The sequence below is a fragment of the Streptomyces sp. NBC_01275 genome (assembly GCF_026340655.1).
Taxonomy (GTDB): Bacteria; Actinomycetota; Actinomycetes; order Streptomycetales; family Streptomycetaceae; genus Streptomyces.
Genome location: NZ_JAPEOZ010000001.1, coordinates 6,137,005 through 6,156,389, shown reverse-complemented (window position 1 = coordinate 6,156,389; position 19,385 = coordinate 6,137,005). Strand labels below are relative to the sequence as shown.

19 protein-coding genes are annotated in these 19,385 nt (G+C 72.6%); 11 read left to right on the top strand and 8 right to left on the bottom strand.

Annotated elements, in window-relative coordinates:
* The first annotated feature begins 5 nt into the window (after positions 1-5).
* On the top strand, positions 6-797 hold the full coding sequence (locus OG562_RS27325) for a hypothetical protein (protein WP_266402304.1): 792 nt from the start codon (positions 6-8) through the stop codon (positions 795-797).
* 94 nt (positions 798-891) lie between these two features.
* On the opposite strand, the gene hutH is transcribed toward OG562_RS27325, so the two are convergent.
* The 3 genes from hutH to OG562_RS27310 all read right to left on the bottom strand — a co-directional run bounded on the left by hutH (position 892) and on the right by OG562_RS27310 (position 4,576).
* Positions 892-2,430, bottom strand: coding sequence for a histidine ammonia-lyase (gene hutH / locus OG562_RS27320; RefSeq protein ID WP_266409564.1), 1,539 nt, complete (start codon positions 2,428-2,430; stop codon positions 892-894).
* A gap of 103 nt (positions 2,431-2,533) precedes the next feature.
* Positions 2,534-3,679, bottom strand: coding sequence for a GGDEF domain-containing protein (locus tag OG562_RS27315; protein ID WP_266402303.1), 1,146 nt, complete (start codon positions 3,677-3,679; stop codon positions 2,534-2,536).
* A 93-nt stretch (positions 3,680-3,772) separates the two neighbouring features.
* Complete coding sequence (locus tag OG562_RS27310; RefSeq protein ID WP_266409562.1) at positions 3,773-4,576, bottom strand: enoyl-CoA hydratase/isomerase family protein; 804 nt, start codon at positions 4,574-4,576, stop codon at positions 3,773-3,775.
* Between the two features lie 217 nt (positions 4,577-4,793).
* Here OG562_RS27310 and OG562_RS27305 point away from each other — a divergent pair, with 217 nt between their 5' ends.
* Positions 4,794-5,459 carry a hypothetical protein gene (locus OG562_RS27305; protein WP_266402301.1) on the top strand — a complete coding sequence of 222 codons (666 nt, stop codon included), beginning with the start codon at positions 4,794-4,796 and terminating at the stop codon, positions 5,457-5,459.
* A 13-nt stretch (positions 5,460-5,472) separates the two neighbouring features.
* Here the strand turns inward: OG562_RS27305 and OG562_RS27300 are convergent, their stop codons facing one another.
* Both OG562_RS27300 and OG562_RS27295 read right to left on the bottom strand, forming a co-directional pair.
* The gene (locus OG562_RS27300) at positions 5,473-6,648 is read right to left on the bottom strand and encodes an adenylate/guanylate cyclase domain-containing protein (protein WP_266402299.1); all 1,176 of its coding nucleotides are present in this window, start codon (positions 6,646-6,648) and stop codon (positions 5,473-5,475) included.
* Positions 6,649-6,837: 189 nt separating this feature from the next.
* Complete coding sequence (locus OG562_RS27295) at positions 6,838-7,713, bottom strand: biotin--[acetyl-CoA-carboxylase] ligase (protein ID WP_266402298.1); 876 nt, start codon at positions 7,711-7,713, stop codon at positions 6,838-6,840.
* Positions 7,714-7,823: 110 nt separating this feature from the next.
* Here OG562_RS27295 and OG562_RS27290 point away from each other — a divergent pair, with 110 nt between their 5' ends.
* The 4 genes from OG562_RS27290 (at position 7,824) to OG562_RS27275 (ending at position 10,526) form a co-directional block, all read left to right on the top strand.
* Positions 7,824-9,407: an acyl-CoA carboxylase subunit beta gene (locus tag OG562_RS27290; protein WP_266402297.1), complete on the top strand. Its 1,584-nt coding sequence runs from the start codon at positions 7,824-7,826 to the stop codon at positions 9,405-9,407.
* 17 nt (positions 9,408-9,424) lie between these two features.
* Positions 9,425-9,634, top strand: a complete 210-nt coding sequence (locus tag OG562_RS27285) for an acyl-CoA carboxylase epsilon subunit (RefSeq protein WP_266402295.1) — start codon at positions 9,425-9,427, stop codon at positions 9,632-9,634.
* A gap of 132 nt (positions 9,635-9,766) precedes the next feature.
* Positions 9,767-9,895: a morphogenic membrane protein MmpB gene (gene mmpB, locus OG562_RS27280; protein WP_266402293.1), complete on the top strand. Its 129-nt coding sequence runs from the start codon at positions 9,767-9,769 to the stop codon at positions 9,893-9,895.
* A 25-nt stretch (positions 9,896-9,920) separates the two neighbouring features.
* A complete protein-coding gene (locus OG562_RS27275; RefSeq protein ID WP_266402291.1) occupies positions 9,921-10,526 on the top strand; it encodes a nucleoside triphosphate pyrophosphatase in 606 nt (201 codons plus the stop codon).
* Here OG562_RS27275 and OG562_RS27270 read toward each other — a convergent pair.
* Complete coding sequence (locus OG562_RS27270) at positions 10,495-11,010, bottom strand: hypothetical protein (protein WP_266402290.1); 516 nt, start codon at positions 11,008-11,010, stop codon at positions 10,495-10,497. The two genes, OG562_RS27275 and OG562_RS27270, sit on opposite strands and share 32 nt — an antisense overlap.
* A gap of 352 nt (positions 11,011-11,362) precedes the next feature.
* Here OG562_RS27270 and OG562_RS27265 point away from each other — a divergent pair, with 352 nt between their 5' ends.
* The gene (locus OG562_RS27265; protein WP_266402287.1) at positions 11,363-13,135 is read left to right on the top strand and encodes a biotin carboxylase N-terminal domain-containing protein; all 1,773 of its coding nucleotides are present in this window, start codon (positions 11,363-11,365) and stop codon (positions 13,133-13,135) included.
* Between the two features lie 111 nt (positions 13,136-13,246).
* Here the strand turns inward: OG562_RS27265 and OG562_RS27260 are convergent, their stop codons facing one another.
* Together OG562_RS27260 and OG562_RS27255 are read right to left on the bottom strand one after the other, a co-directional pair.
* Positions 13,247-14,215, bottom strand: a complete 969-nt coding sequence (locus OG562_RS27260) for a DeoR/GlpR family DNA-binding transcription regulator (protein WP_266402284.1) — start codon at positions 14,213-14,215, stop codon at positions 13,247-13,249.
* A gap of 111 nt (positions 14,216-14,326) precedes the next feature.
* The gene (locus tag OG562_RS27255) at positions 14,327-15,775 is read right to left on the bottom strand and encodes an NAD(P)H-quinone dehydrogenase (RefSeq protein ID WP_266402282.1); all 1,449 of its coding nucleotides are present in this window, start codon (positions 15,773-15,775) and stop codon (positions 14,327-14,329) included.
* 116 nt (positions 15,776-15,891) lie between these two features.
* On the opposite strand from OG562_RS27255, the gene OG562_RS27250 reads away from it, so the two are divergent.
* From OG562_RS27250 to OG562_RS27235, 4 genes are all read left to right on the top strand, one after another.
* Positions 15,892-16,329: a gamma-glutamylcyclotransferase gene (locus OG562_RS27250; RefSeq protein ID WP_266402279.1), complete on the top strand. Its 438-nt coding sequence runs from the start codon at positions 15,892-15,894 to the stop codon at positions 16,327-16,329.
* 50 nt (positions 16,330-16,379) lie between these two features.
* The gene (locus OG562_RS27245) at positions 16,380-16,658 is read left to right on the top strand and encodes a type II toxin-antitoxin system RelE/ParE family toxin (RefSeq protein ID WP_266402277.1); all 279 of its coding nucleotides are present in this window, start codon (positions 16,380-16,382) and stop codon (positions 16,656-16,658) included.
* 103 nt (positions 16,659-16,761) lie between these two features.
* Positions 16,762-17,586 (top strand): purine-nucleoside phosphorylase, encoded by an 825-nt coding sequence (locus tag OG562_RS27240; RefSeq protein ID WP_266402274.1) that lies wholly within the window; start codon positions 16,762-16,764, stop codon positions 17,584-17,586.
* A 138-nt stretch (positions 17,587-17,724) separates the two neighbouring features.
* Positions 17,725-19,356, top strand: coding sequence for a phospho-sugar mutase (locus tag OG562_RS27235; RefSeq protein ID WP_266402272.1), 1,632 nt, complete (start codon positions 17,725-17,727; stop codon positions 19,354-19,356).
* Positions 19,357-19,385 lie beyond the last annotated feature (29 nt).

Genomic DNA, 19,385 nt, shown 5'->3' with positions numbered 1-19,385 from the left:
CGCTCATGAAGAGATCAACGGGGGCGCGGCTGTGCGCCATAGCCGCGGTGAGCGCCCTGTCGCTCGCGTTCGTCACGGGTTGTTCGTCGGACTCGGACGAGAAGTCGACCGACGCCAAGGACTCCAAGGGTTCGGCCTCCGCGTCGGCGGCGGCGTCGGACGTGAAGGCACTCACGTCGGCCGAGCTGGAGAAGCTGCTGCTGGCGAAGGGCGACGTCAAGGGGTACACGTTCGACTCGGGGGACGACACCCTGCCGAAGTCCAAGTCCGCGGTGAAGACCGACAAGGCCGCGTGCGACCCGCTCGCCTGGGCGACCGCCGGCCTCGCCCCGGGTGACACGGACGCGAACGCCAGCAACTCCCTCACGGAGGACAAGACGTCGTCCGCCACCGCGTCGCCCGACGCGGCGGACATCGAGGACGCCTTCGACGTCAGCCTGACGTTCGTGGGCCTGTCCTCCTACGACGGCGACGGCGCCGAGAAGGCCATGAAGACCGTCTCCGACGGCGTGACGGCCTGTGCCTCCGGGTACGGCCTCAAGGCCGACGGGGAGGACTCGAAGGTCACCAAGGTCGCCTCGGAGAAGGGCACCGGGGGCGGCGACGAGGCGATCGCGTTCGCGGAGACGGTCGACATGGACGGCGAAGGCACCGCCACCTTCCACGCCGAGGCGATCCGCACGGGCAACACCATCGCCACGTTCTACACGGTGAGCTTCGCCGCGCTCGCGAAGGGCGGCGAGATGGACGTCAACCCGGCCGCCGTCGTCACCGCGCAGGTCGCCAAGCTCAAGTAACAAGTAACAAGCTCAAGTAACAAGTAACTCGACTGTCCGTCGGGGCCCTGCCGTCACCTTCGTGCGGCAGGGCCCCGACTGCGTCTCGACTGCTCTACCGCAGCGGCCCGGTGACCGCCTCCGCCGCCGCGACCAGCCGCCCGTCGCGCACGAACGCGTCCGCCGCCGCGAGGTCGGGCGCGAGGAAGCGGTCCGGGCCGGGGCCCTGGACGCCCGCCTTGCGGACGCCCTCGATGACCGCCCGGGTGGCCGCCGCCGGGGTCAGCCCCTCGCGCAGCTCGACGGCGCGCGTGGCGGCGTACAGCTCGACGGCGAGCACGCGCGTGAGGTTGTCGACGGCCGTGCGCAGCTTGCGCGCCGCGGACCAGCCCATCGAGACGTGGTCCTCCTGCATGGCGGAGGAGGGGATCGAGTCCGCCGAGGCCGGTACGGCCAGCCGCTTCAACTCGCTGACCAGCGCGGCCTGCGTGTACTGGGCGATCATCAGGCCGGAGTCGACGCCCGCGTCGTCCGCGAGGAACGGCGGGAGACCGTGGCTGCGGTTCTTGTCCAGCAGCCGGTCGGTGCGCCGCTCGGCGATGGAGGCGAGGTCGGCGACCGCGATGGCGAGGAAGTCCAGCACGTACGCCACCGGGGCGCCGTGGAAGTTGCCGTTGGACTCCACGCGCCCGTCCGGCAGGACGACCGGGTTGTCCACCGCCGACGCCAACTCCCGTTCCGCGACCAGGCGGGCGTGGGCCATGGTGTCGCGGCCGGCGCCGGCGACCTGCGGGGCGCAGCGCACCGAGTAGGCGTCCTGGACGCGGGGCGCGTCGTCCTGGTGGTGCCCGGTCAGCTCCGAACCCGCCAGCACGGCCAGCATGTTGGCGGCGGAGGCGCCCTGTCCCGGGTGCGGGCGGATGGCGTGCAGCTCGGGGGCGAGGACCTTGTCCGTGCCGAGCAGGGCCTCGAGCGACAGGGCCGCCGTGATGTCGGCGGACTTGTAGAGCAGGTCCAGGTCGGCGAGGGCCATGACCAGCATGCCGAGCATGCCGTCGGTGCCGTTGAGGAGGGCCAGGCCCTCCTTCTCGCGCAGCTCGACGGGGGCGATGCCGTGCTCGGCGAGCAGCTCGCCCGCGGGCCGTACGGCCCCGTCCGGGCCCTCCGCGTCGCCCTCGCCCATGAGCGTGAGGGCGCAGTGGGAGAGGGGGGCCAGGTCGCCGGAGCAGCCGAGGGAGCCGTACTCGTGGACGACCGGGGTGATGCCGGCGTTCAGGATGTCGGCCATGGTCTGCGCGACCTCGGGCCGTACGCCGGTGTGTCCGGAGCAGACGGTCTTCAGCCGCAGGAACATCAGCGCCCGTACGACCTCGCGCTCGACCCGCGGGCCCATGCCGGCGGCGTGCGAGCGGACGATGTTGCGCTGGAGCTGGGCGCGCAGCTCGGGGCTGATGTGCCGGGTGGCGAGGGCGCCGAAACCGGTGGAGACGCCGTAGACCGGTTCGGGCTTGGCCGCGAGCGCGTCCACGATCCCGCGGGCCGCGGCGAGGGCCGCCACCGCCTCCCCGGACAGCTCGATGCGGGCGCCGTCGCGCGCCACGGCGAGCACGTCGGACGCGGTCACCCCGGACGTCCCCACCACCACAGTATGCATATCCATATTCAGGAGCGTACGCAGTGAAGACGAAGATGTCACCAGTGGGGCCCGGGTTCGCCCCTTACCGAAAGGTCACAGCAGGTCGCGCGCCTCACGGCCCTCACGGTCGGCCGCGGAAGCGGCGGCGCTCGGCGGCGGTCCGCTCGTGCGACGGCTCGTCGGCGAGCCGTACGACGGGGTCGTCGGGGCCCTCCCGGCCCGCGACGACCGGACGCACGGCCCGCACGGCCTTGGCCCGGTACTGGGCCGCGTCGGCGAGCCGGAAGAGCCGGCGGGCCGAGCGCACCTCTCCGATGGGGTCCGCGGTGCAGGCGACCCCGCAGGCCACGCCCTCGCCCAGCTCCAGTTCGGCGGCCCGGCGGCAGAGGTCGTCGGCGACCTTCACCACGTCGTCGGCGGGCGCCCCGACGGCCAGCAGACAGAACTCGTCCCCGCCGAGCCGGGCGGCCAGCGCCCCGGGCAGCATGGCCCCGCACAGCGACAGCACGGACCCGAAGCGTTCCAGCAGCCGGTCCCCGACGGCGTGTCCAAGGGTGTCGTTGACCCGCTTGAGCCCGTTGAGGTCGCAGACGACGAGGCCGACGACCAGGCCCTCCGCCCGGTGCCGCTCGATCGCCTCCTCCAGCCGTACGTCGACGGCGCGGCGGTTGGCCAGGCCGGTGAGGGCGTCGGTGTAGGCGAGGCGGCGGGCCTCCTCCAACTGGTCGGTCTGGGCGATCCCGGCGGCGACGACGGCGGCCAGGACCGTGGCGAAGTCGGCGTCGGCGCGGTCGAAGACGGGCGTGCCGGCCGAGCGGGCGACATACAGCTCGCCCCAGGCGCGGCCGTGCAGCACGATCGGCGCGACGACGCAGGAGCCGCGGCCCCGGCGGCGCAGGGCGGCGACCCGCTGATGGCAGTAGCCGGGCCGGCCGGCGGCGGGGCCCTGCGCGGTCTCCACCCAGGCGTTGGGCTCGCCGCCGGCCACCCAGCGTTCGTGCAGGAACTCGGTGATCTCGGGGAACTGGTGGACCGGGTAGGCCTCGTCCTCCGGGAACTCCTCCTCGTCGGCCGCCCGGTCCCCCACGTTCACCAGGACCCGCAGCCGTCCGAGGTCGCGCTCCCACACCGAGAGCGCCGCGAACCCGCCGGCCAGCGCCCGGCACGCCCCGAGCGCCGCCGCGCGCCAGGACTGCCGGGGCGTGTGCGCGGCCGCCATCCCCTGCGCCAGCGCCACCACCGCCGCGAGGCGTCTGTCGTCACCCATAACCCCAGGCTAGGGACATTTGTGCGGATAAGAGAGGTCGAAGGGTCACCGGGAGTCACATCCCCTGGTGCACCCCGCCCCCGCCCCGGGAACTCACTCCCCCGGCCACTGCGGCCTCCGCTTCTCGTTGAACGCCGCGACCCCCTCCGCCCGGTCCCCCGAGAACGCCACCGCACGCCAGGCCGCGTCCTCGACCTCCAGGCCCGTCCGCAGGTCCAGCCCGTGGCCCAGCCGCAGCGCCCGTTTGGCCGCCCGCAGCCCCACCGGCGAGTTGCCCCCGATCCGGGCCGCCGTCGCGAGCGCCTCCTCCCGGTCCCGGCCCTCCTCCACCAGCACGTCCACCAGGCCCAGCTCCCGCGCCTCGGCGGCCTCGACCCGCCGGGCCGTGAACACCAGCTCGGCCGCCCGCCCCGCCCCCACCCGGCGCGGCAGCAGCTGGGTGCCCCCGCCGCCCGGGATCACCCCCACCGACACCTCGGGCAGCCCCACCACGGCCGTGCGGTCGGCCACGATCACATCGCAGGCCAGCGCCAGCTCGAACCCGCCGCCCAGCGCGAACCCGTGCACCGCCGCGACCGTCGGCATCGGCAGCTCCAGCACCCCGGTGTAGGCCGCCCGGGCCACCGGCCGCTGCCGCAACAGCTCGGCGTCGCTGAAGGAGTTGCGCTCCTTGAGGTCGGCGCCGACGCAGAACGCCCGCTCGTGCGTCGAGGTCAGCACGACCACCCGTACGTCCCGGTCCTCGCCCAGCGCCGCACAGGCGCCGGCGAGGGAGCGGGCCATCTCGGTCGACATGGCGTTCATGGCCTTCGGCCGGTCGAGGGCGAGCTCCGCGACATGGCCGCCGTCCCCGTGCCGGCGCACCAGCACGAACTCCCCGAACCGCTCCTCGCTCAATTCTCCGCTCACGACGCCCTCCGGTTAACGCGGGTTAACATCTCCGCCCCGATCATCGCAGCCGGGGTCCGTCAAGGAAAGGGCGGTCAGCCCCGCACACCCCGCCGACCCGTTCGGGTGACGCATCGCCCAACTCCCCCACAAGCGCCCAGGAGAGCGCATAACGTGCGTCCGCCCCGGCGCATCGGGGGCGCGACCGCATCGGAGAGGGAACGCGATGACGAGCACGCCGGACACCACGCGAACCGGGCAGGAGCCGACCGAACCCCAGGCCTGGGCTCCGCGCCCCCGTGGGCGGCATCGGCGGCCCCGGCCCCGCAAGGTGCTGTTCACCGCGGGCGGTCTCGCCCTGGCCGCCGGGGTACTGAGCCTGGTACGGCTGACGCCCGATCCGGGGGGCGTCGAAGGGATCGGCGCCGCGGAGGCGGAGCCCCGGCCGGATCCCGTCACCGACGCCGACGACGCCGACCCCGGCACGGACCGTACGGCCAACGCGGGGGCCACCGTCTCCGCCGCCCCCACCGCCCCGGCCCCCATGGGCGGGGCGGGCGCCCGCCCGACTCCCGAGGTCAGCCTCCTCCCGGGCGCCCCCGGCGCCCCCACGTCCGTCGCCCTCACCCCCGGGGCCAGCTACACCCCGGCCGCCCCCGGCGTCACACCCGCACCGGCCGCGCCGCACGCCCCGGCTCACCCGCCCACGGCGACCGTCGCGCCGCAGCCGACGGCCACGGCCACCCCGGCGCCTGCGCCCGCCCCGACCACCGCTGCGCCCGCGCCCAGGCCGCAGCAGCCCGGTCAGCCGGGCCGGCCGGGCCAGCCGGGCCTGTGCGTGCCCGTCGTAGGACTGTGCGTGGATCCGTTGCACGCGGGCGCGGGGCTCTGAGAGCCCGCCGGGGTCACTCCGAGGCGTAGGTGCGGCGGGTGAGGAGCCAGGGTTCGACGACGCCGAGCCCGCGCACCGGCCGCTGCCACATCGGCTGCAGCGCGAAGCGGTACGTCGGCGGGTCCTCGCCCTCCTTCTCCGCGGCGACGGCCGCCTCCGCGGCCTCGGCCTCCGAGGCGGGCGCGTCGCCGGTGCGGATCAGCTCCTGCGCGAACGCGCTGTCGACGAGGACGGCGTCCCGGGGCGCTATCGACGTCAGCCGGGAGGCCAGGTTGACCGTCGTGCCGAAGACGTCGCCCATCCGGGTGGTCACCGTGCCGAAGGCCATGCCGACGCGCAGTTCGGGCATCGTCTCGTCGTTGCTCATGGTCTCGACGAGCAGCAGCGCGATGTCGGCGGCGGTGCCGGCGTCGTCGGCCGCGTAGAGGACCTCGTCGCCGAGGGTCTTGATCAGCCGTCCGCCGCGGGCGGCGACCAGGTCGGCCGCGGTGGTCTCGAAGGCCTCGACGAGCTCGCCGAGCTCCTCCTCCTCCATCCGGCGGGTCAGCCGGGTGAACCCGACCAGGTCCGCGAAGCCCACGGCCAGCCGCCGGTCGACCATCTCCTCGTCGTCGGTCGCCTGCACGACCCGCCCGGCCGACGCGGCGAGTTGCCGGCGCCAGACGTAGACGAGGAACTCCTCCAGCTCGGGCAGCAGCAGCTCGACGATCGGATACGTGACCTCGGTGCGGGTCATCCCCGGCTCGGGCGGCTCGGTCAGGCCCTCCAGGAAGGAGTCGATCTGCCACTCCGCCAACCGGGCGGTGGTCTGCCCGGTGGACCGGGCCACCTGCACCGCCATCGCCTCGCTCAGCAGCCCCGCCTCGACGAGACCGGACAGCCGGCGCAGCGCGAGCACGTCCGCCTCGGTCAGCGCCCTGGCCTGGCCGATGTCGGCGAAGCCCATCGCCCGCCAGAAGCGGGTGGCCAGCTCCACGGAGACACCGGCGCTGCGGGCCGCCTGGAAGGGGGTGTAGCGCCGCTCGGCGCCGAGGATGAGCTGCTCCAGCCGCAGGGCGAGCGGGTCGCCGTCGGAGTCGTCGTCGGGGCCGGCGGCGTGCGGATCCCCGCGATCGAGGGAAGCCGGGAGTGGGGGAGGGTCCACCCGGCCGTCCGCGCCCGCGCCGGAGCCCGTGTCGTCGACGGTCACGCCTGCTGCCCTTCCGATCTTCCGCGGTCAGGTATCGACCGGCCTCAACTCTACGGTAGGTGTGCGGTAGCTCACTCCCGTCCTGAACTCCGGAAATCCTGTGAAATCTCCTGGACTCGCCGGGTTCTCCGTGGTCCTGCGCGGGGTTCTCCGTGCAGCCGACGGTAAGCCCCCCGGGCCGTTCTCGCCTCAGGCCGGCCTGAGATGGACGATGTCCCCCGCGCCCACCGGCTCCTGCACGCCCTCCTCGGTGGCGATCACCAGCCGCCCGTCCCCGTCGATCGCGACGGCCTCCCCGACGACCGACCGGTCCCCCGGCAGCTCCGCCCGCACCACCCGCCCGAGCGTCGCGCAGCCCGCCGCGTACGCCTCCTGCAGACCGCTGGCCGCCGGGTCGCCGCCCGCGGTGCGCCAGCGGCCGTACCACTCCTCCAGCGACCGCAGGACGGCCCGCAGCAGCGGATCGCGGTCGGTGCCGACGGCCCCGGCCAGTGCCAGCGAGCCCGCCTGGGGCACCGGGAGCTCGTCGGCGCGCAGGGTGACGTTGACGCCGACGCCGACGACCACGCCGTGCTCCCCGGCCCGCTCCGCGAGGATTCCGCCGGCCTTGCGCTCCGCGCCGTCCACGGTCACCAGCAGGTCGTTGGGCCATTTGAGTGCGGTGTCGACGCCCGCCGCCCGCGACAGGCCCGTCGCCACGGCGACCCCGGTGAGCAGCGGCAGCCAGCCCCAGCAGGCCACCGGGACCTCACTCGGCGTGAGCAGGACGGAGAAGAACAGCCCGGAGCGCGGGGGCGCCGTCCAGCGCCGGTCCAGCCGGCCCCGCCCGGCGGTCTGCTCCTCGGCGACCAGCACGGCCCCCTCGTCCGCGTCGCCCGCGACCGCCCGGGCCGCGAGGTCGGAGTTGGTGGAGCCGGTGCGCTGCACGACCTCCACGTCGCAGTACAGCCCGCCGTGTCCGCCGTCCCTGACCAGCGCCCGGCGCAGGGCGGTGGCGTTGAGGGGCGGCCGGTCGAGGTCGGACCACCGGCTGTCGTTCGCGTCTGCTGCATCTCGCGGCGTCATGCAAGCCACCCTAGGTGTGGTAAACGCCGCACTGCCGATCGGTAGGGGCACCACTACGCTGCGGAGCAGCAACCGTCCCCCCTTGTGAGCAGCCAGGGAGCCGCATCCCGATGTCCGAGCCGGAAGAGATCGACCTTCACACGACCGCGGGAAAGCTCGCGGATCTTCAGCGCCGTATCCAGGAAGCGACGCACGCCGGTTCGGAACGCGCCGTCGAGAAGCAGCACGCCAAGGGCAAGTTGACGGCCCGTGAGCGGATCGATCTGCTGCTGGACGAGGGCTCCTTCGTCGAGTTGGACGAGTTCGCCCGGCACCGGTCCACCAACTTCGGCCTGGCGGACAACCGTCCGTACGGGGACGGCGTCGTCACCGGCTACGGCACGGTCGACGGCCGTCCGGTCGCCGTGTTCTCCCAGGACTTCACCGTCTTCGGCGGCGCCCTGGGCGAGGTCTACGGTCAGAAGATCGTCAAGGTCATGGACTTCGCGCTGAAGACCGGCTGCCCGGTCATCGGCATCAACGACTCCGGCGGCGCCCGCATCCAGGAGGGCGTGGCCTCCCTGGGCGCGTACGGCGAGATCTTCCGCCGCAACACCCATGCGTCCGGGGTGATCCCGCAGATCAGCCTGGTCGTCGGCCCGTGCGCGGGCGGCGCGGTCTACTCCCCCGCGATCACCGACTTCACGGTGATGGTCGACCAGACCTCGCACATGTTCATCACCGGCCCCGACGTCATCAAGACGGTCACCGGCGAGGACGTCGGCTTCGAGGAGCTGGGCGGCGCCCGCACCCACAACTCCGTGTCGGGCGTGGCGCACCACATGGCCGGCGACGAGAAGGACGCCGTCGAGTACGTCAAGCAGCTGCTGTCGTACCTGCCCTCCAACAACCTCAGCGAGGCCCCGGCCTTCCCGGAGGAGGCGGACCTCGCCGTCACCGACGAGGACCTGGAGCTGGACGTCCTCGTCCCGGACAGCGCCAACCAGCCGTACGACATGCACACGGTGATCGAACACGTCCTGGACGACGCCGAGTTCTTCGAGACGCAGCCGCTGTTCGCGCCGAACATCCTCACCGGCTTCGGCCGCGTCGAGGGCCGTCCGATCGGCATCGTCGCCAACCAGCCCATGCAGTACGCGGGCTGTCTGGACATCAAGGCGAGCGAGAAGGCCGCCCGCTTCGTGCGCACCTGCGACGCGTTCAACGTCCCGGTCGTCACCTTCGTGGACGTGCCCGGCTTCCTGCCCGGCGTCGACCAGGAGCACGACGGCATCATCCGCCGCGGCGCCAAGCTGATCTACGCCTACGCCGAGGCCACGGTCCCCCTCATCACCGTCATCACCCGCAAGGCCTTCGGCGGCGCCTACGACGTCATGGGCTCCAAGCACCTGGGCGCCGACCTCAACCTCGCCTGGCCGACCGCCCAGATCGCCGTCATGGGCGCCCAGGGCGCGGTCAACATCCTGCACCGCCGCACCATCGCGGAGGCGGAGGACCCCGAGGCGGCGCGCGCCCGGCTGATGCGGGAGTACGAGGACGCGCTCCTCAACCCCTACATCGCGGCCGAGCGCGGCTACATCGACTCGGTGATCAAGCCGTCCGACACCCGCCGGCACATCGTGCGCGGCCTGCGTCAACTGCGCACCAAGCGGGAATCCCTGCCCCCGAAGAAGCACGGCAACATCCCCCTCTAGACCTGCTGGGAGCCGTCATGAACATCAAGGTCGTACGGGGAAACCCGACCCCGGAGGAGCTGGCCGCCGCCCTGGCGGTGGTCCGAGCCCGCGCCGCGGCGGCAGCCCCCTCGCCGTCCGGCGCGGAGCCCCCGAGGGACGCGTGGTCCGACCCGTCCCGCATCGCGGCACGCCACGTACCGCAACCAGGTCCGACGTCATGGACCCGCACCTACTGGCCCGTCTAGGGGACTCTCAGGGGCGCGGGGCCGCATCGATGTGCGGCTCGGCCGCGCGGGCGCACAGAGCAGCGGCACGGGCCGCCGATTTAAGTACGCGTACTCAGGCACCCAGGACCCGCGAAGCCCCACGCTGGTGGCATGCTGTGGTCCGACCCCGAGAACGAGCCGCCCAAGGAACTCCGCGACATGCAGGAGTCCCTGAGGCGGCTCGGTCTCTTCCTGGCGCTCGCCATGGTGGTGGCAATGATCGTTCTGGGCCTCAGATAAGCGGCGGCGGCACTACGCTGACCGTATGCGCAGACTCGTCCTCGCCTCCCAGTCCCCCGCCCGGCTGAACCTGCTGCGGCAGGCCGGCCTCGCCCCCGAGGTCATCGTCAGCGGGTTCGACGAGGACGCGGTCACCGCCCCCACCCCGGCGGAGCTGGCGCTCGCCCTCGCCGAGGCCAAGGCGAGCCTGGTGTCGGCCCGGCCGGAGGCCAAGGGCGCGCTGGTGATCGGCTGCGACTCGGTGCTCGACCTGGACGGCCAGGCGCTGGGCAAGCCCGCGGACGCCGAGGAGGCCACCGCGCGCTGGAAGGCGATGCGCGGCCGGGCCGGGACGCTCCAGACCGGGCACTGCGTCTACGACACCCTCAGCGGGCGTCACACCTCCGCCGTCGCCTCCACCGTGGTCCGCTTCGGCGACCCGACCGACGACGAGATCGCCGCCTACGTCGCCTCGGGCGAGCCCCTCCACGTCGCCGGCGCCTTCACCCTCGACGGCCGCTCGGCGCCGTTCATCGAGGGCATCGACGGCGACCACGGCAACGTCATCGGCCTCAGCCTGCCTCTGATCCGCAGGCTGCTGGGCCGATTGGGCGTCGGCATCACGGAGTTGTGGGCGCCGGCGGACCACTGACCGGGGCAGGCCCCTGATCCTGCGGGGCGGGACCCTGATCCTGCGGGGCGGGACCCTTGTCCTGCGGGGCGGGACCCTTGTCCTGGGGTCGCGGCTGGGCGTCGTACGTCATCAGGAGCAGCACGATCAGGGCCAGGACCACTACCATGAACAGGAACTGCGGCCAGCCCAGCAGACCCCAGGCGAACGCGCCCAGCAGCCCGTGCACGACGGCCACGCTGATCAGCAGCACGCGGCCGAAGCCGGCGGGCGGGCGGCCCCGCAGCGCCACCAGCAGGGCCACCAGGCCGCACAGGGCGAAGTAGAGCCCGAAGACGATCCCGCCGACCTTCGAGGACGTCGACATCACGTCCGGGTCCAGGCCGGCCAGGGACATGTCCTGCCGGTCGACCACCACCCCCATGAACCAGTTCAGCGCGGCGATGCCGAACGCCTCCGCGAACAGCACGATCGCCACGATCCACGCCACCGGTCTGCGCACCACCGGTCCCCACCCGCCTTCGACCCGTCACAGACTTTCTTCAGCATCGCGAACGCTACTAACGGGTAAACCGCGGGACAAGGGTTCTGCGGGCGGCAAAGAATCGTTGGGCCATTCGTAGGGACTCCACAAAGAAACGGAGTGGGCCGCAGCACCTCGTCACAGAGACCTTGACCACATGAGGGGGCTAGGGTTTCTCGGAGGAGTGCTGCCTACGGCGGTACTACAAGGGATTTCGCGGGTCGAGCGAGCCTCGCATCACGCTCCGTGTGGGCAAGCTCACCATTGGGGACGGGTCGATGTGTCGTGTCGGCTGTCCCTAAACTCGGCTTGTTTCAAGGAGGGAGCCTCAATCGTGCGCAAGGTGCTCATCGCCAACCGTGGCGAAATCGCAGTCCGCGTGGCCCGGGCGTGCCGGGATGCCGGTATCGCGAGCGTGGCCGTATACGCCGACCCGGACCGGGACGCTCTGCATGTCCGCGCCGCGGATGAGGCGTTCGCCCTGGGCGGTGACACTCCGGCCACCAGCTATCTCGACATCGAGAAGGTGCTGAACGCGGCACGCGAGTCCGGGGCCGACGCCGTCCATCCCGGCTACGGGTTCCTCTCCGAGAACGCCGACTTCGCGCAGGCGGTCCTGGACGCGGACCTGATCTGGATCGGCCCGCCCCCGCAGGCCATCCGCGACCTCGGCGACAAGGTGGCCGCCCGGCACATCGCCCAGCGGGCCGGCGCGCCCCTGGTCGCGGGCACCCCGGACCCGGTCTCCGGGGCCGAGGAGGTCGTCGCGTTCGCGCAGGAGCACGGGCTGCCGATCGCGATCAAGGCCGCCTTCGGCGGCGGCGGCCGCGGTCTCAAGGTCGCCCGGACGCTGGAGGAGGTCCCCGAGCTCTACGAGTCGGCCGTCCGTGAGGCGGTCGCCGCGTTCGGCCGGGGCGAGTGCTTCGTCGAGCGGTACCTGGACAAGCCGCGGCACGTGGAGACGCAGTGCCTGGCCGACTCCCACGGCAACGTGGTCGTCGTGTCCACCCGTGACTGCTCGCTCCAGCGCCGCCACCAGAAGCTGGTCGAGGAGGCCCCCGCGCCCTTCCTCTCCGACGCCCAGGTCGCCGAGCTGTACGCGTCCTCCAAGGCGATCCTGAAGGAGGCCGGCTACGTCGGCGCCGGCACCGTCGAGTTCCTGGTGGGCGTCGACGGCACGATCTCCTTCCTCGAGGTCAACACCCGCCTCCAGGTCGAGCACCCGGTCACCGAGGAGGTCGCCGGCATCGACCTCGTCCGGGAGATGTTCCGCATCGCCGACGGCGAGGAGCTCGGCTACGGCGACCCGGAGCTGCGCGGTCACTCCTTCGAGTTCCGCATCAACGGCGAGGACCCGGGCCGCGGCTTCCTCCCGGCCCCCGGCACGGTCACGACGTTCGCCCCGCCGTCCGGCCCGGGTGTGCGGCTGGACGCGGGCGTGGAGTCCGGCTCGGTCATCGGCCCGGCGTGGGACTCGCTCCTGGCCAAGCTGATCGTCACCGGCGCCACCCGTGAGCAGGCGCTCCAGCGGGCCGCCCGCGCCCTGGAGGAGTTCCAGGTCGAGGGCATGGCGACGGCGATCCCGTTCCACCGCGCGGTGGTCAAGGACCCGGCGTTCGCCCCCGAACTGACCGGCTCCGCGGACCCGTTCACGGTCCACACCCGGTGGATCGAGACCGAGTTCGTCAACGAGATCCCGGCCTTCGCCGCCCCCGCCGACACCGAGGCGGACGAGGACACCGACCGCGAGACGATCGTCGTCGAGGTCGGCGGCAAGCGCCTGGAGGTCTCGCTGCCCTCCTCGCTCGGCATGTCGCTGGCCCGCACGGGTCTGGCGGCGGGCGCCAAGCCCAAGCGCCGCGCGGCCAAGAAGTCCGGCCCCGTGGCCTCCGGCGACACCCTCGCCTCCCCGATGCAGGGCACCATCGTCAAGGTGGCCGTCGAGGAGGGCCAGGAGGTCAAGGAGGGCGACCTGGTCGTCGTACTCGAAGCGATGAAGATGGAGCAGCCGCTGAACGCGCACCGCGCCGGCACCATCAAGGGCCTGGCCGCGGAGGTCGGCGCGTCCATCACGTCCGGCGCGACGATCTGCGAGATCAAGGACTGACGTCACCGTAGGACCGACGGCGAGATCGTCGTCGTAGGCGATACGGCGTGAAGCGGGCGCCCGGTGGACCGATGCGGTCGGTCAACCGGGCGCTTTCGTGTGGAGGCGTTCTCAGCGACGGCGGAGGTCCGCGGCCCGGGCGCGCTCGGCGCCCGGCGGCAGCTCACCCATGGCCGTGAGCGCACGCACCGTCGCCGAGCCGCTCTGCGGCAGTTGGCCTCGACGCGGGGCCGGTACCGGCACGTCCCGGCGCTGTTGCTGCTGGCGCGCCGGGACCGCCTCACCCCCCGGGCTCCCCGACGCCCCCGCCACGGCGATCTGCACCCCCTGGTCCGCGAGGGCCTGCAGCTCGGTGGCGGCGCGGTCGTCGTGCGCGGGCGGCTCGTCGGTGATGAGCCGGGTGATGAGGTCCGTGGGCACGGTCTGGAACATGGTGTCGCTGCCGAGCTTGGTGTGGTCGGCGAGGACGACGACCTCGGAGGCCGCCTGCACCAGCGCCCGATCGACGGACGCCGACAGCATGTTGGACGTGGACAGGCCGCGCTCGGCGGTCAGTCCGCTCCCGGACAGGAAGGCTCTGGAGACCCGCAGCCCCTGGAGGGACTGCTCGGCGCCGCTCCCGACGAGCGCGTAGTTGGACCCGCGCAGGGTGCCGCCGGTCATGACGACCTCCACCCGGTTCGCGTGGGCCAACGCCTGGGCCACCAGCAGGGAGTTGGTGACGACGGTCAGTCCCGGCACCCTGGCGAGCCGGCGGGCCAGCTCCTGGGTGGTGGTTCCCGCCCCGACCACAATGGCCTCGCCCTCTTCGACGAAGTTTGCGGCGAGATCCGCGATGGCGGTCTTTTCGGCGGTCGCGAGATGGGATTTCTGCGGAAAGCCGGACTCACGCGTGAACCCGCCCGGCAATACCGCACCGCCATGCCGGCGGTCGAGGAGTCCTTCTGCCTCCAGTGCGCGCACGTCCCGCCGTACGGTCACTTCGGAGGTCTGGACGACGCGGGCGAGCTCACGGAGCGACACGGCCCCGTTCGCTCGCACCATTTCGAGGATCAATTGGCGACGTTCTGCAGCGAACACGAAACTGACAGTAACGCGGACGACCGTCTGCTTTCAGCTCTTTGCGCCGAATAGTAGAAGTTGTTCGCACAGGGGGACGGGGAGTGGTATAGAGCCCCGATTCCGGCACGGTCAGGCCTCGCCCGTCGCCTTCCGCGTGTGCAGCTGCCGGGCCACCTCGGCGATCGAGCCCGAAAGGGACGGGTACACGGTGAAGGCGTTCGCGATCTGCTCGACCGTCAGATTGTTGTCGACGGCGATCGAGATGGGGTGGATCAGTTCCGAGGCGCGGGGCGCGACGACCACGCCGCCGACCACGATCCCGGTGCCGGGCCGGCAGAAGATCTTGACGAAGCCGTCGCGGATGCCCTGCATCTTGGCGCGCGGGTTGCGCAGGAGGGGCAGCTTCACCGACCGGGCGTCGATCTTGCCCGCGTCGACGTCGGCCTGGGTGTAGCCGACGGTGGCGATCTCGGGGTCGGTGAAGACGTTCGACGAGACCGTCTTCAGGTTCAGCGGGGCCACCGCGTCGCCGAGGAAGTGGTACATGGCGATCCGGCCCTGCATGGCGGCGACGGAGGCCAGCGCGAACACCCCGGTCACGTCACCCGCCGCGTACACGCCGGGGGCGGTGGTCCGGGAGACCTTGTCGGTCCAGATGTGTCCCGACTCTCGGACCCTGACGCCCGCCTTGTCCAGCCCGAGGCCCGCGCTGTTGGGGATGGCGCCGACGGCCATCAGACAGTGCGAGCCGGTGATGACGCGTCCGTCGGAGAGGGTGACCTCGACCCGGTCGCCGACCCGTTTGGCGGACTCGGCGCGGGAGCGGGCCATGACGTTCATCCCGCGGCGGCGGAAGACGTCCTCGAGCACGGCGGCGGCGTCCGGGTCCTCGCCGGGCAGCACGCGGTCGCGCGACGAGACGAGGGTGACCTTGGAGCCCAGGGCCTGGTAGGCGCCGGCGAACTCGGCGCCGGTGACGCCGGACCCGACCACGATGAGCTCCTCGGGGAGCTCGGCGAGGTCGTAGACCTGGGTCCAGTTCAGGATGCGCTCGCCGTCGGGCTGAGCGTCGGGCAGCTCGCGCGGGTAGGCGCCGGTGGCCAGCAGGACGGCGTCGGCGGTGAGGGTCTCCTCGGTGCCGTCGGCGGCGGTGACGATGACCTTGCGGGAGCCGTCGAGGGCCTGCATGCCCTCCAGCCGGCCCCGACCGCGCAGCACGCGGGCGCCGGCCCTGGTGACGGAGGCGGTGATGTCGTGCGACTGGGCGAGCGCGAGGCGCTTCACCCGCCGGTTGACCTTGCCGAGGTCCACGCCCACGACCCGGGCCGCCTGTTCCAGCGGCGGGGTGTCGTCGGCCACGATGATCCCCAGCTCCTCGTACGAGGAGTCGAAGGTGGTCATCACCTCGGCCGTGGCGATCAGGGTCTTCGACGGCACGCAGTCGGTCAGCACCGACGCTCCGCCCAGACCGTCGCAGTCGACGACGGTCACCTCCGCGCCGAGCTGCGCGGCCACCAGCGCCGCTTCATAGCCGCCGGGTCCGCCACCGATGATCACGATCCGAGTCACGTACCCCATTGTCCCGCACCTTCGCAGCGCCACCGCCCCAGGGGGCCCCAGGGGCCGCCACTGTTACGAGAGTGACGCGAGACGACACGAGATGAGGCGCGTGCGGGCTGCCGTACTCTCGTCGCATGTCGCTCTACGCCGCGTACGCCGGCAACCTCGACGCGCGGCTGATGACCCGCCGCGCCCCGCACTCGCCGCTGCGCGCCACCGGCTGGCTGAGCGGCTGGCGGCTGACCTTCGGGGGCGAGCAGCTGGGCTGGGAGGGCGCGCTGGCGACCGTCGTCGAAGACCCCGCCTCGCAGGTCTTCGTCGCGCTGTACGACATCGCCCCCATGGACGAGGACTCCCTGGACCGCTGGGAGGGCGTGAGCCTGGGCATCTACCGCCGCGCCCGGGTCCGCGTGCACACCCTGGAGGGCGAGGAGTCCGCCTGGATGTACGTGCTCAACGGCTACGAGGGCGGCCTGCCGTCGGCCCGCTACCTCGGGGAGATCGCCGACGCGGCGGAGTCGGCGGGGGCGCCCCACGATTACGTGATGGAGCTGCGGAAACGGCCCTGCTGAGGGGTGCCTGTCCCTAGACTTGGGGAATCGACACGCCAACGGGAGAGCACATGGCCCCCACCACGTACGACGTCTACTACACAGTGCAGGCCGCCGAAGCCCGCGATCGACTGGAGGACCGGCAGCGCGTCGCGTTCGACAAGGGCATCGCGCTGCTGGCCCGCGACCCGTTCCTTTCCGTGTCTCGGGCCATAGGGTCCACTGGCGACGACCGCACCATCCGCCTCACCCAGAACGTCCTGGTCGAGTACACGGTCAGCCGCGGCCGCCTGCTGATCTTCATCGTCGAGGTCTTCAACGACAAGGACATCCTCGTCACTGACGAGTGATCGCCCGGCAGCACCCCCTGGTTGGAAACGACAAGACAACGATCGCCTTCCCGTGGGCTCTGTCATCTACGCGCGTAGGCCCGAACCGGCTACCCTCATCCGCGTGAACGCATCTCTTCTCCCGGACGACATCCAGGGCGACCCCCACGCCTTCGCCGACGCCGCGGCCGCGCGCCTGCGCGAACTGACCGGCGCCGAGACCCACGACGTCGCCCTCGTGATGGGCTCCGGCTGGGCGCCGGCCGTGGACGCCCTGGGCGCCCCCGAAGCCGAGTTCCAGGTCACCGAGCTGCCCGGCTTCCCGCCGCCGGCGGTCGAGGGCCATGGCGGCACGATCCGCTCGTACAAGATCGGCGAGAAGCGCGCCCTGGTCTTCCTGGGCCGCACCCACTACTACGAGGGCCGGGGCGTCGCCGCCGTCGCGCACGGTGTGCGCACCGCGGTGTCCGCCGGCTGCAAGACGATCGTCCTCACCAACGGCTGCGGCGGTCTGCGCGAGGGCATGCGCCCCGGCCAGCCGGTCCTGATCAGCGACCACATCAACCTCACGGCGACGTCCCCCATCGTCGGCGCGAACTTCGTCGACCTGACCGACCTGTACTCCCCGCGGCTGCGCGCCCTGTGCAAGGAGATCGACGACACGCTGGAGGAGGGCGTCTACGCCCAGTTCCCCGGCCCGCACTACGAGACGCCGGCCGAGATCCGCATGGCGCGGGTCATCGGAGCGGACCTCGTCGGCATGTCCACCGTGCTGGAGGCCATCGCGGCGCGAGAGGCGGGCGCGGAGGTGCTGGGCATCTCGCTGGTGACCAACCTCGCCGCGGGCATGACGGGCGAGCCGCTGAACCACGAGGAGGTCCTCCAGGCGGGACGCGACTCGGCGACCCGGATGGGCTCCCTGCTGGCGCAGGTGCTGGACCGGCTGTAGGAAGGCTCGGTTCTCGGCGCCGGTGACTGCGATTCAGTCCGTCCGGCGCTTGAGGACGAGGCCTTTCGGGCCGAAGGGGGGTCTGGGGGCGCAGCCCCCGGGGCCCGCACCACGAGACGACGAGAGGTTGACCAGGACGTGCACGCCGAACTCATCGCGAGAGCCCAGTCATGGCTCGCCGAGGACCCCGACCCGGAGACCCGCGAGGAACTCGCCGAGCTCCTGGACGCCAAAGACGTCACCGAGCTCGCCGCCCGCTTCGGCGGCACCCTCCAGTTCGGCACGGCCGGTCTGCGGGGCGAGCTCGGCGCCGGCCCGATGCGGATGAACCGCTCGGTCGTCATCCGCGCCGCCGCCGGCCTCGCCGCGTACCTCGACGGCAAGGGGCAGCGCGGCGGCCTCGTCGTCATCGGCTACGACGCCCGTCACAAGTCGGCGGACTTCGCCCGGGACACCGCCGCGGTGATGACGGGCGCCGGGCTGCGGGCCGCCGTGCTCCCGCGTCCCCTCCCCACCCCCGTCCTGGCGTACGCCATAAGGCACCTCGGCGCGGTCGCCGGAGTCGAGGTCACCGCCAGTCACAACCCGCCCCGCGACAACGGCTACAAGGTCTACCTCGGCGACGGCTCGCAGATCGTGCCGCCGGCGGACGCGGAGATCGCGGCCCGGATCGACGCCGTGCGCTCCCTCCACGACGTGCCCCGTCCGGACGCCGGCTGGGAGACCCTCGACGACAGCGTCCTGGACGCCTACCTCGCCCGCACGGACGCCGTCCTCGCCCCCGACTCCCCCCGCACCGCCCGCACCGTCTACACGGCGATGCACGGCGTCGGCAAGGACGTGCTGCTCGCCGCCTTCGCCCGGGCCGGGTTCCCGGAGCCGGTGCTCGTCGCCGAGCAGGCCGAGCCCGACCCGGACTTCCCGACCGTCGCCTTCCCCAACCCGGAAGAGCCCGGCGCGATGGACCTCGCCTTCGCGAAGGCCCGCGAGACGACCCCCGACCTGATCGTCGCCAACGACCCGGACGCCGACCGCTGCGCCGTCGCGGTCCCGCACGCCGGCGACTGGCGGATGCTGCGCGGCGACGAGGTCGGCTCGCTCCTCGCCGCCCACCTCGTGCGCCGCGGGGCGCAGGGCGTCTTCGCCGAGTCGATCGTCTCCTCCTCCCTCCTCGGCCGGATCGCCGCCAAGGCCGGCCTGCCCCACGAGGAGACCCTCACGGGCTTCAAGTGGATCGCCCGCGTCGACGGTCTGCGCTACGGCTATGAGGAGGCCCTCGGCTACTGCGTCGACCCCGAGGGCGTACGGGACAAGGACGGCATCACCGCCGCCCTGCTGATCACGGAACTCGCCTCGCAGCTCAAATCGGAGGGCCGCACCCTCCTCGACCTCCTCGACGACCTCGCCGTGGAGCACGGTCTGCACGCCACGGACCAGCTCTCGGTGCGCGTGGAGGACCTGTCGGTCATCGCCCGCGCCATGGAACAGCTGCGCACACAGCCGCCGACCGCCCTCGCGGGCCTGGCCATCACCCGGGCCGAGGACCTCACGCAGGGCACGGACCGGCTGCCGCCCACCGACGGCCTGCGCTACACCCTCGACGGCGCCCGGGTCATCGTCCGCCCCAGCGGCACCGAGCCGAAGCTGAAGTGCTACCTGGAGGTCGTGGTCCCGGTCGCCGCCCACGCCGACCTCCCGGCCGCCCACGCCCGGGCCGCGGACCTCCTCACGGCGATCAAGCGGGACCTGTCGGCGGCGGCGGGCATCTGACCGTACGGCCGTACGGTCTGCATGGGCTG